The sequence below is a fragment of the Streptomyces sp. M92 genome (assembly GCF_028473745.1).
In the GTDB taxonomy this organism is placed as follows: domain Bacteria; phylum Actinomycetota; class Actinomycetes; order Streptomycetales; family Streptomycetaceae; genus Streptomyces.
Genome location: NZ_CP101137.1, coordinates 2,803,868 through 2,818,320 on the forward strand (window position 1 = coordinate 2,803,868; position 14,453 = coordinate 2,818,320).

General features: G+C 73.2%; 15 protein-coding genes. 8 read left to right on the plus strand and 7 right to left on the minus strand.

Translation table 11 applies throughout. The features are described from left to right. The first annotated feature begins 16 nt into the window (after positions 1-16). A complete protein-coding gene (locus M6G08_RS12890) occupies positions 17-991 on the plus strand; it encodes a DeoR/GlpR family DNA-binding transcription regulator (protein ID WP_272587290.1) in 975 nt (324 codons plus the stop codon). A 106-nt stretch (positions 992-1,097) separates the two neighbouring features. On the opposite strand, the gene M6G08_RS12895 is transcribed toward M6G08_RS12890, so the two are convergent. Then, complete coding sequence (locus tag M6G08_RS12895; RefSeq protein ID WP_272587291.1) at positions 1,098-2,870, minus strand: acetyl/propionyl/methylcrotonyl-CoA carboxylase subunit alpha; 1,773 nt, start codon at positions 2,868-2,870, stop codon at positions 1,098-1,100. A 428-nt stretch (positions 2,871-3,298) separates the two neighbouring features. Between M6G08_RS12895 and M6G08_RS12900 the strand changes: the two genes are divergently transcribed. Next, positions 3,299-3,778, plus strand: coding sequence for a hypothetical protein (locus M6G08_RS12900; RefSeq protein WP_272587292.1), 480 nt, complete (start codon positions 3,299-3,301; stop codon positions 3,776-3,778). Here M6G08_RS12900 and M6G08_RS12905 read toward each other — a convergent pair. The 4 genes from M6G08_RS12905 to M6G08_RS12920 form a co-directional block, all read right to left on the minus strand. Continuing rightward, positions 3,747-4,367 carry a nucleoside triphosphate pyrophosphatase gene (locus tag M6G08_RS12905; protein ID WP_272587293.1) on the minus strand — a complete coding sequence of 207 codons (621 nt, stop codon included), beginning with the start codon at positions 4,365-4,367 and terminating at the stop codon, positions 3,747-3,749. The genes M6G08_RS12900 and M6G08_RS12905 overlap by 32 nt on opposite strands. 32 nt (positions 4,368-4,399) lie before the next feature. Then, a complete protein-coding gene (gene mmpB, locus M6G08_RS12910; protein WP_079187310.1) occupies positions 4,400-4,528 on the minus strand; it encodes a morphogenic membrane protein MmpB in 129 nt (42 codons plus the stop codon). Between the two features lie 111 nt (positions 4,529-4,639). Next, entirely contained in the window at positions 4,640-4,846 is a 207-nt protein-coding gene (locus tag M6G08_RS12915) for an acyl-CoA carboxylase epsilon subunit (RefSeq protein WP_272587294.1), read from the minus strand. Between the two features lie 18 nt (positions 4,847-4,864). After that, positions 4,865-6,466 (minus strand): acyl-CoA carboxylase subunit beta, encoded by a 1,602-nt coding sequence (locus M6G08_RS12920; RefSeq protein ID WP_272587295.1) that lies wholly within the window; start codon positions 6,464-6,466, stop codon positions 4,865-4,867. Positions 6,467-6,576: 110 nt separating this feature from the next. On the opposite strand from M6G08_RS12920, the gene M6G08_RS12925 reads away from it, so the two are divergent. Continuing rightward, the gene (locus tag M6G08_RS12925; RefSeq protein ID WP_272587296.1) at positions 6,577-7,443 is read left to right on the plus strand and encodes a biotin--[acetyl-CoA-carboxylase] ligase; all 867 of its coding nucleotides are present in this window, start codon (positions 6,577-6,579) and stop codon (positions 7,441-7,443) included. Positions 7,444-7,772: 329 nt separating this feature from the next. Next, positions 7,773-8,915, plus strand: coding sequence for an adenylate/guanylate cyclase domain-containing protein (locus M6G08_RS12930; protein ID WP_272587297.1), 1,143 nt, complete (start codon positions 7,773-7,775; stop codon positions 8,913-8,915). A 36-nt stretch (positions 8,916-8,951) separates the two neighbouring features. Here M6G08_RS12930 and M6G08_RS12935 read toward each other — a convergent pair whose 3' ends face one another. Continuing rightward, complete coding sequence (locus M6G08_RS12935; protein WP_272587298.1) at positions 8,952-9,635, minus strand: hypothetical protein; 684 nt, start codon at positions 9,633-9,635, stop codon at positions 8,952-8,954. A 212-nt stretch (positions 9,636-9,847) separates the two neighbouring features. Between M6G08_RS12935 and M6G08_RS12940 the strand changes: the two genes are divergently transcribed. The 3 genes from M6G08_RS12940 (at position 9,848) to hutH (ending at position 13,515) form a co-directional block, all read left to right on the plus strand. Beyond that, entirely contained in the window at positions 9,848-10,648 is an 801-nt protein-coding gene (locus M6G08_RS12940; protein WP_272587300.1) for an enoyl-CoA hydratase/isomerase family protein, read from the plus strand. Positions 10,649-10,734: 86 nt separating this feature from the next. Then, positions 10,735-11,883 carry a GGDEF domain-containing protein gene (locus M6G08_RS12945; RefSeq protein ID WP_272587301.1) on the plus strand — a complete coding sequence of 383 codons (1,149 nt, stop codon included), beginning with the start codon at positions 10,735-10,737 and terminating at the stop codon, positions 11,881-11,883. A 93-nt stretch (positions 11,884-11,976) separates the two neighbouring features. After that, on the plus strand, positions 11,977-13,515 hold the full coding sequence (gene hutH, locus M6G08_RS12950; RefSeq protein ID WP_272591329.1) for a histidine ammonia-lyase: 1,539 nt from the start codon (positions 11,977-11,979) through the stop codon (positions 13,513-13,515). A gap of 119 nt (positions 13,516-13,634) precedes the next feature. On the opposite strand, the gene M6G08_RS12955 is transcribed toward hutH, so the two are convergent. Continuing rightward, positions 13,635-13,961: a hypothetical protein gene (locus M6G08_RS12955; protein WP_272587302.1), complete on the minus strand. Its 327-nt coding sequence runs from the start codon at positions 13,959-13,961 to the stop codon at positions 13,635-13,637. Positions 13,962-14,070: 109 nt separating this feature from the next. On the opposite strand from M6G08_RS12955, the gene M6G08_RS12960 reads away from it, so the two are divergent. After that, positions 14,071-14,424, plus strand: coding sequence for a hypothetical protein (locus tag M6G08_RS12960; protein ID WP_272587303.1), 354 nt, complete (start codon positions 14,071-14,073; stop codon positions 14,422-14,424). Positions 14,425-14,453 lie beyond the last annotated feature (29 nt).

The window sequence follows — 14,453 nt, forward strand, 5'->3', positions numbered from 1 at the left end:
GGTTACTGTCAGTTTCGTGTTCGCTGCAGAACGTCGCCAATTGATCCTCGAAATGGTGCGAGCGAACGGGGCCGTGTCGCTCCGTGAGCTCGCCCGCGTCGTCCAGACCTCCGAAGTGACCGTACGGCGGGACGTGCGCGCACTGGAGGCAGAAGGACTCCTCGACCGCCGGCACGGCGGTGCGGTATTGCCGGGCGGTTTCACGCGGGAATCCGGCTTTCCGCAGAAGTCACATCTCGCGACCGCCGAGAAGACGGCCATCGCCGACCTCGCCGCGGGCTTCGTCGAAGAGGGCGAGGCCATCGTGGTGGGGGCGGGGACCACGACGCAGGAGCTGGCGCGCCGGCTCGCGCGGGTGCCCGGGCTGACCGTCGTCACCAACTCGCTGCTGGTGGCCCAGGCCCTCGCCCACGCCAACCGGGTCGAGGTGGTGATGACCGGAGGCACGCTCCGGGGATCCAACTACGCCCTGGTCGGGTCGGGCGCCGAGCAGTCCCTCCAGGGGCTGCGGGTGTCCAAGGCCTTCCTGTCCGGGAGCGGGCTGACGGCGGAGCGGGGGCTGTCCACGTCCAACATGCTGTCGGCCTCCGTCGACCGCGCGCTGGTGCAGGCCGCCGCCGAGGTGGTGGTGCTCGCCGACCACTCCAAGCTGGGCACGGACACCATGTTCCAGACCGTGCCGACGGACGTCATCACCCGCCTGGTCACCGACGAACCGCCCGGCCACGACGACCGCTGCGCCACCGAGCTGCAGGCCCTGGCGGACCAGGGCGTGCAGATCGCCGTGGCGGGATCCGGTGCGGCGGGGAGCTCCGGGACCCCGGGGGGTGAATCCGTCCCGGCACGTCAGCAGCAGCGCCGGGACGTGCCGCTTCCGGGGCCGCGCCGTCAGGTCCCGGGCGCCACCGCGGGGCTGCGGCAGGCCGCGGCCATGGGTGAGCAGAACGCCGGTGCGGAACGGGCACGCGTCGCGGATCTGCGCCGACGCTGATCGTTCGTACGGTCCGTCGCGTCCCCGGCAGCGATGACGGGGCGCCCGGCGGACCGAGTGTGTCGGTGTCCGCCGGGCGCCCCGTCGTGTGCTGCGGTGCGGGTGATCAGTCCTTGATCTCGCAGATCGCGGCGCCGGAGGTGACCGAGGCGCCGATCTCGGCGCCCAGGCCCTTGATGGTGCCGGCCTTGTGGGCGTTGATGGGCTGTTCCATCTTCATGGCCTCCAGGACGACGATCAGGTCGCCCTCCTGGACTTCCTGGCCCTCCTCCACGGCGATCTTGACGATGGTGCCCTGCATCGGCGAGGCGAGGGTGTCGCCGGAGGCCGCGGGGCCGGACTTCTTGGCCGCGCGGCGCTTGGGCTTGGCGCCGGCCGCCAGTCCGGTGCGGGCCAGGGACATGCCCAGCGAGGACGGGAGGGAGACCTCCAGGCGCTTGCCGCCGACCTCGACGACCACGGTCTCGCGGCCCGCCTCCTCGTCCGTCTCCGCGTCGGCGGGAGAGGTGAAGGGCTTGATCTCGTTGACGAACTCCGTCTCGATCCAGCGGGTGTGGACGGTGAACGGGTCGGCCGAGCCGGTCAGTTCGGGAGCGAAGGCCGGGTCGGTGACGACCGCGCGGTGGAAGGGGATGGCGGTGGCCATGCCCTCGACGGTGAATTCCTCCAGGGCGCGGGCGGCGCGCTGCAGGGCCTCCTTGCGGGTGCGGCCGGTGACGACGAGCTTGGCGAGCAGGGAGTCCCAGGCCGGGCCGATGACGCTGCCGGACTCGACGCCGGCGTCCAGGCGGACACCCGGGCCGGTCGGCGGGGCGAACGTGGTCACCGTGCCGGGGGCGGGGAGGAAGCCCCGGCCGGGGTCCTCGCCGTTGATGCGGAACTCGAAGGAGTGGCCGCGCAGCACCGGGTCGTCGTAACCGAGCTTCTCGCCGTCGGCGATGCGGAACATCTCGCGGACCAGGTCGATGCCGGCGACTTCCTCGGTGACCGGGTGCTCGACCTGGAGGCGGGTGTTGACCTCCAGGAAGGAGATCGTGCCGTCGAGGCCGACGAGGAACTCCACGGTGCCGGCGCCGACGTAGCCGGCCTCCTTGAGGATCGCCTTGGAGGCGGAGTACAGCTCGGCCGTCTGGGCGTCGGAGAGGAACGGCGCGGGGGCCTCCTCGACGAGCTTCTGGTGGCGGCGCTGGAGGGAGCAGTCACGGGTGGAGACGACGACCACGTTGCCGTGCTGGTCGGCCAGGCACTGCGTCTCCACGTGCCGGGGCTTGTCGAGGTAGCGCTCGACGAAGCACTCCCCGCGGCCGAAGGCGGCGACCGCCTCGCGCACGGCGGAGTCGTAGAGCTCGGGGACCTCTTCCAGGGTGCGGGCGACCTTCAGACCGCGCCCGCCGCCGCCGAAGGCGGCCTTGATCGCGATGGGCAGGCCGTGCTCCTTCGCGAACGCCACGACCTCGTCGGCGCCGGAGACCGGGTCGGGGGTGCCCGCGACCAGCGGGGCGCCGGCCCGCTGGGCGATGTGCCGGGCGGCGACCTTGTCACCCAGGTCGCGGATGGCCTGCGGCGGCGGGCCGATCCAGATCAGGCCCGCGTCCAGCACCGCCTGCGCGAACTCGGCGTTCTCCGAGAGGAAGCCGTAGCCGGGGTGGACGGCGTCCGCGCCGGACTCCCGCGCGGCCTTGAGGACCTTGGAGATGTCCAGATAGCTGGCGGCAGGGGTGTCACCACCCAGGGCGAACGCCTCATCAGCGACGCGGACATGCAGAGCGTCCCGGTCCGGGTCCGCGTAGACGGCCACGCTCGCGATCCCGGCGTCCCGGCAGGCCCGGGCCACGCGGACAGCGATTTCGCCACGGTTGGCGATGAGCACCTTGCGCACGATTGAGGCTCCCTCCTTGAAACAAGCCGAGTTTAGGGACTGCCGACACGGCACTTCGACCCGTCCCCAGTGGTGAGCTTGCCCACACGGAGCGTGATTCGAGGCTCGCTCGACCCGCGAAAGCCCTTGCCGTACCGCGATACGCAGGACTCCTCGGGGAAACCCTAGCCCCCCGGTGTGGGCAAGGTCTCTGTAAGAGGGTGCTGCGGGCCACTCCGTTTCTTTGTGGAGTCCCTACGAATGGCCCAATGATTCTTTGCTCGCGGCAGAACCCTTGTCGCGAGGTTTACCCGTTAGTAGCGTTCCGGTCGCTGAAGAAGGTGCATGGCCCGAAGGGCCTCCTTGAGGGGTGGTGGTCGGGTGACGGGCGGGCGTACTTGGGGTAACAGCTGTCCTGTGCGGCAGCGGTCGAAAGTGGGTGGGGACCGGTGACAGTGCGCAGGCCGGTGGCGTGGGCCGTGGCGGTCGTGCTCTTCGCGGAGGCGGTCGGCGTCGCGGCGCTGAACTGGCTGATCGCGACCGTCGTCGACCGCCAGGACATGTCCCTGGCCGGTCTCGACCCGGACGTGATGTCCCTGTCCTCGAAGATCGGCGGGGTCGTCTTCGGGCTCTACTTCGCGCTGTGCGGGCTGGTCGCCCTGCTGGTGGCGGTGCGCGACCGGTCGCCCGCGGGCCTCGGCCGGGCCCTCCTGATCAGCGTGGCCGTGGTGCACGGGCTGCTCGGCGCGTTCTCCTGGGGTCTGGTCGGCCGGCAGGCCTTCCTGGCCATGATCCTCGTCCTCGGCCTCGTCGTGCTGCTGCTGATGACCTACGACGCCCGGGACGGGGCCGCGGCCGGGCGGACCGGCGACGGCGAGGGGGACGACGGCTCCCCGGTCACCCCTCCGCCGGCGCCCACAGCTCCGTGATGCCCACCCCGAGCTCGGCCAGGAGGCGCCGGAGCAGGGGCAGGCTGAGGCCGATCACGTTCCCGTGGTCGCCCTCGATGCCGTCGATGAACGGGGCCGAGCGGCCGTCCAGGGTGAACGCCCCGGCGACGTACAAGGGCTCGCCGGAGGCCACGTAGGCGGCGATCTCCTCGTCGGTCGGGTCGCCGAAGCGGACGACGGTGGAGGCGGTGGCCGAGACGTGGCGGCCGGAGGCGGTGTCCCAGACGCAGTGGCCGGTCTGGAGGGTGCCCGCGCGGCCGCGCATCGCCTTCCAGCGGGCGGCGGCCTCCTCGGCGTCCGCCGGCTTGCCGAGAGCCTGCCCGCCCAGGTCCAGCACCGAGTCGCAGCCGATCACCAGCGCGCCGTGCACCTCGGGCTTGGCGGCCACGACGGAGGCCTTCGCCTCGGCGAGGGCCAGGGCGAGCTCGGCCGGGGTGGGCGCGGTGACGGCGTCCTCGTCGACGCCGCTGACGAGCACCTCGGGGGTGAGTCCGGCCTGACGGAGGAGGCCGAGGCGGGCCGGGGACTGGGAGGCGAGGACGAGTCGCCTGCGGCGCTGAGCGGTCATGGGGTCAGGTTAGCCACCGGTGCCGGGGCGGCTCATCTCAGGCCGAGCACGATCATCGCCAGCAGCATGGCCGTGGCCAGGAGGACGCTCAGCCGCCGCAGCATGTGCTGCATGTCCCGCAGCTCTTCGGGCGGCTCGTTCTCGGGGTCGGACCACAGCATGCCACTAGCGTGCGGCTTGGTGGCGGGGCGGCGCTTGAGTATCGGTACCTAGATCGGGGCGCGGAGTTCGCTCCTCCGTGCGCGGCTCCCCGCGCCCCTGGGTGGCTGTTCCTAGCTCGGCCAGTAAGTGCGGCCCCATGACGCCGGGCCCGGGTGGGGCAGGTGGGCCGCCGCGATGCGGGACGGGTCGGACCACGCGTCCCGCGGGGGCTCGGCGCCGGACGGCTCGGCGGTCGCCGTCGCGGCGCGGGCGCGGACCACCGCCAGGGCGGCGGCCAGCTCCTCCGGGGTCGGGTTGCCCCGTACGACCTTGATCACAGCGGCTCCTTACCGGGCTCAGAGGGGGATGTTGCCGTGCTTCTTCGGGGGGAGGGATTCCCGCTTGGTGCGCAGCTGACGCAGGCCGCGGACGATGTGGCGGCGGGTGTCGGAGGGCATGATCACCGCGTCGACATAGCCGCGTTCGGCCGCGACGTAGGGGTTGAGGAGGGCGTCCTCGTACTCCTGGATCAGGCGGGCGCGGACCGCCTCGACGTCCTCGCCGCTCGCCTCCGCCTCGGCGATGGTGCGGCGGTGCAGGATGTTGACCGCTCCCTGGGCGCCCATGACGGCGATCTGGGCGGTGGGCCAGGCGAGGTTGAGGTCGGCGCCCAGGTGCTTGGAGCCCATGACGTCGTAGGCGCCGCCGAAGGCCTTGCGGGTGATGACCGTGATGAGCGGGACCGTGGCCTCGGCGTACGCGAAAATCAGCTTGGCGCCGCGCCGGATGATGCCGTCGTGCTCCTGGTCCACGCCCGGGAGGAAGCCGGGGACGTCGACGAAGGTCAGCACGGGCACGTTGAAGGCGTCGCAGGTGCGGACGAACCGGGCCGCCTTCTCGGAGGCGGTGATGTCCAGGCAGCCGGCGAACTGCATCGGCTGGTTGGCGACGATGCCGACCGGCCGGCCCTCGACCCGGCCGAAACCGGTGACGATGTTCGGCGCGAACAGCGGCTGCGTCTCGAAGAACTCGCCGTCGTCGAGGACGTGCTCGATGACGGCGTGCATGTCGTAGGGCTGGTTCGCGGAGTCCGGGACGATCGTGTCCAGCTCGCGGTCCTCGTCGCCGACCTCGAGGTCCGCCTCCTCCGGGAATGCCGGGGGCTCGGAGAGGTTGTTGGACGGCAGGTACGACAGCAGCTGCTTGACGTACTCGATGGCGTCCTTCTCGTCGCCCGCCATGTGATGGGCCACGCCGGAGGTGGAGTTGTGCGTGCGGGCGCCGCCCAGTTCCTCGAAGCCGACGTCCTCGCCGGTGACCGTCTTGATGACGTCGGGGCCGGTGATGAACATGTGGCTGGTCTGGTCGACCATCACCGTGAAGTCGGTGATCGCGGGCGAGTAGACCGCGCCGCCCGCGCACGGGCCGACGACCAGGCTGATCTGCGGGATCACGCCCGAGGCGTGGGTGTTGCGGCGGAAGATCTCGCCGTACGCGCCCAGCGAGGCCACGCCCTCCTGGATACGGGCGCCGCCGGAGTCGTTGATGCCGATGACCGGGCAGCCGGTCTTCAGCGCGAAGTCCATCACCTTGACGATCTTCTGGCCGTAGACCTCGCCCAGCGCCCCGCCGAAGACGGTGAAGTCCTGCGAGAAGACGGCGACCGGACGGCCGTCGACGGTGCCGTAGCCGGTGACGACGCCGTCTCCGTAGGGACGGTTGGCGTCGAGGCCGAAGTTGGTGGAGCGGTGCCGGGCGAATTCGTCCAGCTCGACGAAGGAACCCTCGTCGAGGAGGAGGTCGATGCGCTCACGGGCCGTCAGCTTGCCCTTGGCGTGCTGCTTCTCGACGGCGCGTTCCGAACCGGCGTGCGTCGCTTCCTCGATACGGCGCCTCAGGTCCGCGAGCTTGCCCGCGGTCGTGTGGATGTCGGGCTGCTGCTCTTCCGGCTCGGACATCGGGATGCGGCTCCCTGCCTGCTCAAAAGGGGGGACGGTTACTCGTTCGTAGAGTAGTAGGGGGCCTTCCGTTCGGCAGTGCGGTCTTTCCCACACCTAGGGTGGGTTGCATGACGCCCCAAGATGCCTCCGACCCCTCCGGCAGCCCGTGGTCCGACCTGAGCCGGCCGCCCCTGAGCACCACGGCCCTGCGCCGGGGACTGGTGCGCGAGGGCGGGCTGTGGCGGCGGGTGGACGTCGTGCGGCGCACCGGGTCCACCAACACCGACCTCGTGGCGAGGGCCGCGGAGGGAGACCTGGCGGAGGGGGCGGTCCTCGTCGCGGAGGAGCAGACCGCCGCGCGGGGACGCCTGGACCGGCAGTGGTCGGCGCCGCCGCGCTCGGGTCTGTTCTTCTCCGTACTGCTGCGGCCCGCCGAGGTGCCCGTGCAGCGCTGGGGCTGGCTGCCGCTGCTCACCGGCGTCGCGGTGGCGACCGGGCTGTCCCGGGTCGCGGGCGTCGACACGGCCCTGAAGTGGCCCAACGACCTCCTCGTCACCGTCGGCGACGAGGAGCGCAAGGCGGGCGGCATCCTCGCCGAGCGGGCCGGCGACGACGGGGTCGTCATCGGCGTCGGCGTCAACGTCAGCCTCCGGGCGGAGGAGCTGCCGGTCGCGCGGGCCGGGTCGCTGGCGCTGGCCGGCGCGGTGAACACCGACCGGGACCCGCTGCTGCGGGGCGTGCTGCGGTCCCTGGAGGACTGGTACGGGCGGTGGCGGGAGGCCGGCGGCGACCCGGCGGCCAGCGGGCTCCAGGAGACCTACGCCGCCGGGTGCGCGACGCTCGGCCGGATGGTGCGGGCGGAGCTCCCCGGCGACCGGTCGCTGGTGGGCGAGGCGGTCGCCGTGGACGGCGACGGCAGGCTGGTGCTGGCCACGGGGGCGGGCGTGCAGGAGCCGGTGGGAGCGGGCGACATCGTGCACTTGCGGCTGGCGTGAGCGGGGCGGCGGGTGGGTCCGTGTGTACGGCCCTGGTGGGTCCGTGAGCGCGGGCCGGGTGGGGGCCGTGAGCGCAGTACGGGTGGGGACCGTATGTACGGCCTGGGTGGGGTCCGTGAGTGCGGCCCTGGTCGGGTTGGCGAGTGCGGGCCGGGTGGGGTCCGTGTGTGGGGGCTCGGGTGGGGTTCGCGAGTGAGGCCGGGGAGAGCGCCGCGGGTACGGCCCGGGCGGGTCCGGTGGGCGGGTCGAGCGGGAGTGAGCTGGGGCACACCTGACGTAAAGTTGGGGCCGGTCGAACCTGACCGCGGCAGATCGGAAGGGCAGCAGGCGTGACCGTCGACGACACGGGCTCCGGCGCGGACGGGGACGGCCGGGTGGACCCCGAGCCCGCCCCGGACTCCGCCGAATCCGGCGAGGACCCGCTCGCACTGCGCCTGGAAGGGCTCATCCTGGGCGCCGAGCGCCGCTACACCCCCTTCCAGGCCGCCCGCAGCGCGGGCGTCTCCATGGAGCTGGCCTCCCGGTTCTGGCGGGCCATGGGCTTCGCCGACATCGGCCAGGCCAAGGCGCTCACCGAGGCGGACGTCCTCGCCCTGCGGCGGCTGGCCGGTCTGGTCGAGGCGGGACTGCTCAGCGAGGCGATGGCCGTGCAGGTGGCGCGGTCCACCGGGCAGACCACCGCCCGGTTGGCCGAGTGGCAGATCGACTCCTTCCTGGAGGGGCTGACCGAGCCGCCCGAGCCCGGGATGACCCGTACCGAGGTGACGTACCCGATCGTCGAACTGCTCCTGCCGGAGCTCCAGGAGTTCCTGGTCTACGTCTGGCGGCGCCAGCTCGCCGCCTCGGCCGGCCGGGTCGTCCAGGCCGGGGACGACGAGGAGATGGTGGACCGGCGGCTCGCGGTCGGCTTCGCCGACCTGGTCGGCTTCACGCGGCTGACCCGCCGGATGGAGGAGGAGGAGCTCGGCGAACTGGTCGAGGCCTTCGAGACCACCGCCGCCGACCTGGTCGCCGCGCGCGGCGGACGCCTGATCAAGACCCTCGGCGACGAGGTGCTCTACGCCGCCGACGACGCGGGCACGGCCGCCGAGATCGCGCTGCTCCTCGTCGAGACCATGGCGAACGACGAGACCATGCCGGAACTGCGCGTCGGCATCGCCTTCGGCACGGTCACCACCCGGATGGGCGACGTCTTCGGTTCGACCGTGAACCTGGCCTCGCGGCTCACCTCGATAGCTCCCCGCGACGCCGTCCTCGTGGACGCCGCGCTCGCGGAGGAGCTGATCCGCACCCGCGACGCCCCGGCCTCGGAGGCGGCGGCGGCCGAGGAGACCGCCGCGGCCGAGAAGGAGGGCGAGGAGCCGCCGACGTACCGCTTCACGCTCCAGCCGATGTGGCAGCGGCCGGTGCGCGGACTCGGCGTGGTCGAGCCGTGGCTGCTCTCGCGCCGGGGGAGCGGCGAGGAGTCGTAAGCCCTGCTGTGCCGTGCCCGGGACGGCGCGAGTGCGTCAGCCGTCGTCGCCGAGCAGGCCCACGCAGAGGCCGATGACCGGCACGCACAGGCCCGGGTCGTCGGGTTCCGGGGACGGCGCGGGAGACCTCGGTGGCGCGCCGCGGGCCGGTGGCGGAGTCGGGGCGGGGTGCGGGTCGGGAGCACCGGTGGCCGACGGCGGCCCGGGGGAACGCGGCGGTCGCGGGGACTGTGGTGTGCGAGGGAGTGAAGTCCGGGCGTCCGGGTCCGAGGTGTCCGGGGTCTCTGTGGCGTCCGGGACGGTCGTCGAGGGCCGTGGCGCGTCCGAAGGGCCGCCGGTGGACGCGCCGGCTGTCGGTCCCGGAACTCCGCCCAGGCCTCCCGGGACCGAGGTCGCCGACGGGCTCGCCTCCGGGGGACCGGCCGTGCTCGTGGCGGCAGACGCCGAGGCCGGGTCCGGCGTGGTGTCCTGCCCCGAGCCCGCCCCGGCGCGCGGCCCGGCCTCGGTGCGGAACCCGTCCTCGCCGGTGCCTCCGGGACCGGGCAGCAGCCGTACGAGACTCAGGGCGCCGGCCGCCAGGGCGAGGCCGCCCGTGGCCAGCAGCGCCGTGCGGGGGCGCGGCCGGCGGTGCCGTCCACGGTGGTCCCACGGGCGGCGCGGCTTCGCCGCCGTACCGGCCGTCGGTGTGCCGGTCGTACCGGCCGTACCGGTCTGCTGCATGGGCCCTCCCCGGTGCGCACGCGCCCCCCTGCGCCGTGGCGGAGTGACGCTACGCTCCGTCGGTGGCCGGGACACGGCGGTCGGCCGGATGTCACTCGAACGGGTGGGCGGGGAGGGTGCGGGGACGTGGGCGCGCCCGGCCTTTCCCCGAACCGGTCCGCCTGCGATGATCGGGCCGTCCAGTTGTTAACCCGCGTTAACCGGAGGGTGTCATGAGCGAGGAGCGGTTCGGAGAGTTCGTCCTGGTGCGGCGGCACGGGGACGGGCACGTCGCGGAGCTCGCGCTCGACCGGCCGAAGGCCATGAACGCCGTCTCGACCGCCATGGCCCGGTCCGTCGGCGCGGCCTGCGCGGCCCTGGGCGAGGACCGGAGCGTACGGGTCGTGGTGCTGACCTCCACCCACGAGCGGGCGTTCTGCGTCGGCGCCGACCTCAAGGAGCGCAACTCCTTCTCCGACGCCGACCTGCTGCGGCAGCGCCCGGTCACGCGGGGCGCGTACACCGCGGTGCTGGAGCTGCCGGTGCCGACGGTGGCGGCCGTGCACGGGTTCGCGCTGGGCGGCGGTTTCGAGCTGGCGCTGTCCTGCGACGTGATCGTGGCCGACCCGACGGCGGTGGTGGGGCTGCCCGAGGTGTCCGTCGGCGTGATCCCCGGCGGCGGCGGCACGCAGCTGCTGCCGCGCCGGGTGGGGGCCGCGCGCGCCGCCGAGCTGGTGTTCACGGCGCGGCGGGTGGAGGCTGCCGAGGCGCGGGAGCTGGGGCTCGTGGACCGGCTCGTGGAGGAGGGCCGGGACCGGGAGGAGGCGCTGGAGCTGGCCTCCCGGATGGCCGCGAACTCGCCCGTGGGGCTGCGGGCGGCCAAGCGGGCGCTGCGGCTCGGGCACGGCCTCGACCTGCGGGCCGGGCTGGAGGTCGAGGACGCCGCGTGGCGTTCGGTGGCGTTCTCCGGTGACCGGGCCGAGGGCGTCGCGGCGTTCAACGAGAAGCGCGCGCCCCGCTGGCCGGGGGAGTGAGGCCGCGCCCTCACGTCCCTCAGGACGGCGCCCCGTTTCGACCCACTTGAGTCCCCTTTCTCCATAAAACTCCCTAGCCTGGAGTGATGGGTGAGGACAGGCGGCTCACGGCCGTGGTGGCGTTGGCGCAGGGCATGGCCGCCGCGCAGAGCACGCGCGAGGCGTGGCGGGCGGCGGCCCTGGGCGGGTGCCTGGCACTGGGGGGCAGTTTCGCGGCGCTGTCGGTGTGGGAGCGCGAGCTGGGCCGGCTGCGGGTCCTGGTGAACGTGGGCGAGCGGGCCGAGGGGGAGGAGGAGTTCCCGGAGGACGAGTCCTACCCGGTGCACCAGTTCGCGGAGATCACCGAGTTCCTGCACGAGCGGTGGGCCGGCGGGGGCGAGCCCGACGCCTGGGTCGAGACGGCAAAGGGGCCCGCCGCGGGGCGGCCCGGGTACGTCCACCAGCGCGTCGCCGCCCTGCGCCGCCGGGGGCGCGGCTGCTGTGTGGTGGCGCCGATCGTGCTGCACGGCCGCGCCTGGGGCGAGCTGTACGTGGCCCGTCCGGTGGGGGCGCGGGTCTTCGAGCGGGCGGACGCCGACTTCGCCACCGTGCTGGCCTCGGTGGTCGCCGCCGGGATCGCGCAGACCGAGCGGCTGGAGGAGGTCCGGCGCCTCGCCTACACGGACGCGCTCACCGGGCTGGCCAACCGCCGCGCGGTGGACGCCGCGCTGGACGAGGCCGTCGAGCGGCACCGCGCGGAGCACGTCGCCGTCAGTCTCGTCGTCTGCGACCTGAACGGCCTGAAGCGGGTCAACGACACACACGGGCACGCGGTCGGCGACCGGCTGCTGGAACGTTTCGGTTCGGTGCTGTCGCTGTGCGGGGCGATGCTCCCGGGGGCCCTCGCGGCGCGGCTCGGCGGGGACGAGTTCTGCCTGCTCGCGGTCGGCCCGCCCGCCGACGCGGTGGTCAAGGCGGCCGAGGAGCTGTGCCGCCGGGCGGCGGAGCTGGAGCTCGGCGACGGCGTGGCCTGCGGGGTCGCGTCCACCGAGGACCCCGTCGGACCGGTTCCCTCCGCCCGCCGCCTGTTCCGGCTCGCGGACGCCGCCCAGTACCGGGCCAAGGCCGAACGGGCGGCCGGCCCGGTCGTCGCGGGGCGCGAGGGGCCCGACGACCCCGTCGTACGGCTGGCGGACGAACCGACGCGGGAGGAGGGCGGGGAACGCAGGCGGTTCCGGGGGCGGCATGCTCCGTAGGGTCGGCGCGGTAAGGGGTGCAACCGGCGCGCATCCGTGACGCATCCCCTCGTGACATCATCGAATTCACTGCGTACGCTCCTGAATATGGATATGCACACTGTGGTGGTGGGGACGGCCGGGGTCACCGTGTCCGACGTCCTCGCCGTGGCGCGCGACGGCGCCCGGATCGAGCTCTCCGAGGAGGCGGTGGCGGCCCTCGCCGCCGCCCGCGGCATCGTGGACGCGCTGGCCGCCAAGCCGGACCCCGTGTACGGCGTGAGCACCGGCTTCGGTGCCCTGGCGACCCGGCACATCAGCCCCGACCTGCGGGCGCAGCTCCAGCGGAACATCGTCCGCTCGCACGCCGCGGGGATGGGCCCGCGCGTCGAGCGCGAGGTGGTCCGGGCGCTGATGTTCCTGCGGCTGAAGACCGTCTGCTCCGGGCACACCGGCGTCCGCCCCGAGGTCGCACAGACCATGGCCGACGTGCTGAACGCCGGGATCACCCCGGTCGTGCACGAGTACGGCTCCCTCGGCTGCTCCGGCGACCTCGCCCCGCTCTCGCACTGCGCGCTCACCCTCATGGGCGAGGGCGACGCCGAGGGCCCCGACGGCGCCGTACGGCCCGCCGGTGAACTGCTCGCCGAGCACGGGATCGCCTCGGTCGAGCTGCGCGAGAAGGAGGGCCTCGCCCTCCTCAACGGGACCGACGGCATGCTCGGCATGCTGATCATGGCCCTCGCCGACCTCGACACCCTCTACAAGAGCGCCGACATCACCGCCGCGCTGACCATGGAGGCCCTGCTCGGCACCGACAAGGTGCTCGCCCCCGAGCTGCACGCCATCCGCCCGCACCCCGGGCAGGCCGCCAGCGCCGCCAACATGGCCGCCGTACTCAAGGGTTCGGGCCTCACCGGGCACCACCAGGACGACGCCCCCCGCGTCCAGGACGCCTATTCGGTGCGCTGCGCCCCGCAGGTCGCGGGCGCCGGACGCGACACCATGGCCCACGCGGGTCTCGTCGCCGAGCGGGAGCTGGCCTCGGCCGTGGACAACCCGGTCGTGCTGCCCGACGGACGGGTGGAGTCCAACGGCAACTTCCACGGCGCCCCGGTCGCCTACGTCCTCGACTTCCTCGCCGTCGCCGTCGCCGACCTCGGCTCCATCGCCGAGCGGCGCACCGACCGGCTGCTGGACAAGAACCGCAGCCACGGCCTGCCGCCGTTCCTCGCCGACGACGCCGGCGTCGACTCCGGCCTGATGATCGCCCAGTACACGCAGGCGGCGCTGGTCAGCGAGTTGAAGCGGCTCGCCGTGCCGGCCTCGGCGGACTCGATCCCGTCCTCCGCGATGCAGGAGGACCACGTGTCGATGGGCTGGTCGGCGGCGCGCAAGCTGCGCACGGCCGTCGACAACCTCACCCGGGTGATCGCCGTCGAGCTGTACGCCGCCACGCGCGCGATCCAGCTCCGCGAGGGCCTGGCCCCGGCCCCGGCGTCCCAGGCCGTCATCGACGCCGTACGGGCGGCGGGAGTGGAAGGCCCCGGCCCGGACCGCTACCTGGCACCCGACCTCGCCGCGGCCGACGCGTTCGTGCGCGACGGGAGCCTGGTCGCGGCGGCGGAGACGGTCACCGGACCCCTGCGCTAGCGATTCCCCCCGAACGGGGAGTGAGACCCGGCGAGCACGGAGGGGGTCCCCGTCGGAGTGACGGGGACCCCCTCCGTGGTCTCACCTGGCCTCACTTGGTCAAGAATCCCAAAAGAACGTCAAGCCTTCCAAAACTCAAGGCGTTCCCGGCGCACCGAGTACCCGACGAAGCCGACGCCCAGCCCGAGGCAGAGGGCGCCGCCGACGACGTAGGGCGTGCTGTCGAAGCTTCCGGTGTCGGCCAGGCGGGCCGTCTCCTCACCGGTGGCCGCGGTGCCCGTGGACGCGGCTCTGGCCTGCGCGGTGACCTGCGGAGACGGGCTCGCGGCGGCGGACTCGAGCACCGGTGTCTCCGGCGTCGCGTTCGCGGACGGGACGAACCACAGGGCGCACAGCAGACCGCCCGCGGCGGCGGCGGTCAGCAACGGACGACGAGCGGATGACACGGAATATCGATCCCCTTGTGGCGCTGGCGAATTGGCCGTGTGGGCAGATGTTAGTGAAAGGCGCGGGTCACAGGAAAGTCACGGGAGCGGTCGGCCTTACGCTCCGGGCATGAGCACTCCTCAGACATCACGTTTTGTGCGGATTCGCGTCGACCTCGTCCTCGAGGTCGACGACGAACAGGCCGTCACCGGTGCCGCCCTGCAGGCCGTCGCCGGCGACGCCGACCTGTCCGACGCCGAACGGGCGCACGCCGAGAGCGCTGTGACCGACGACACCGCCGAGGCCCTGGCCTACCTCGTCGACCCGTTCGACCTGGTCGGCGAGGTGCCCGGGGTGGAGCTCCAGCAGGCCTCCTGGAGCAGTGAGCAGATCGACTACGACCCCGATTCGCCCGAGTGGGACCTGGACGAGGAGGATGGCGACGAGAACGACCCGGAGGACGATGAAATGACGGTCGGCTGACGCGGTGTGGGGAAATTCGTGACCCCGGG

Bases quoted from the DNA above. Each gene is read 5' to 3' on its own strand.
- M6G08_RS12905 (WP_272587293.1), bottom strand. From the start codon at position 4,367: ATGACCGCTCAGCGCCGCAGGCGACTCGTCCTCGCCTCCCAGTCCCCG.
- mmpB (WP_079187310.1), bottom strand. From the start codon at position 4,528: ATGCTGTGGTCCGACCCCGAGAACGAGCCGCCCGAAGAGCTGCGGGAC.
- M6G08_RS12920 (WP_272587295.1), bottom strand. From the start codon at position 6,466: ATGTCCGAGCCGGAAGAGCAGCAGCCCGACATCCACACGACCGCGGGC.
- M6G08_RS12925 (WP_272587296.1), top strand. From the start codon at position 6,577: ATGACGCCCCAAGATGCCTCCGACCCCTCCGGCAGCCCGTGGTCCGAC.
- M6G08_RS12935 (WP_272587298.1), bottom strand. From the start codon at position 9,635: ATGCAGCAGACCGGTACGGCCGGTACGACCGGCACACCGACGGCCGGT.
- M6G08_RS12940 (WP_272587300.1), top strand. From the start codon at position 9,848: ATGAGCGAGGAGCGGTTCGGAGAGTTCGTCCTGGTGCGGCGGCACGGG.
- M6G08_RS12945 (WP_272587301.1), top strand. From the start codon at position 10,735: ATGGGTGAGGACAGGCGGCTCACGGCCGTGGTGGCGTTGGCGCAGGGC.
- hutH (WP_272591329.1), top strand. From the start codon at position 11,977: ATGCACACTGTGGTGGTGGGGACGGCCGGGGTCACCGTGTCCGACGTC.
- M6G08_RS12960 (WP_272587303.1), top strand. From the start codon at position 14,071: ATGAGCACTCCTCAGACATCACGTTTTGTGCGGATTCGCGTCGACCTC.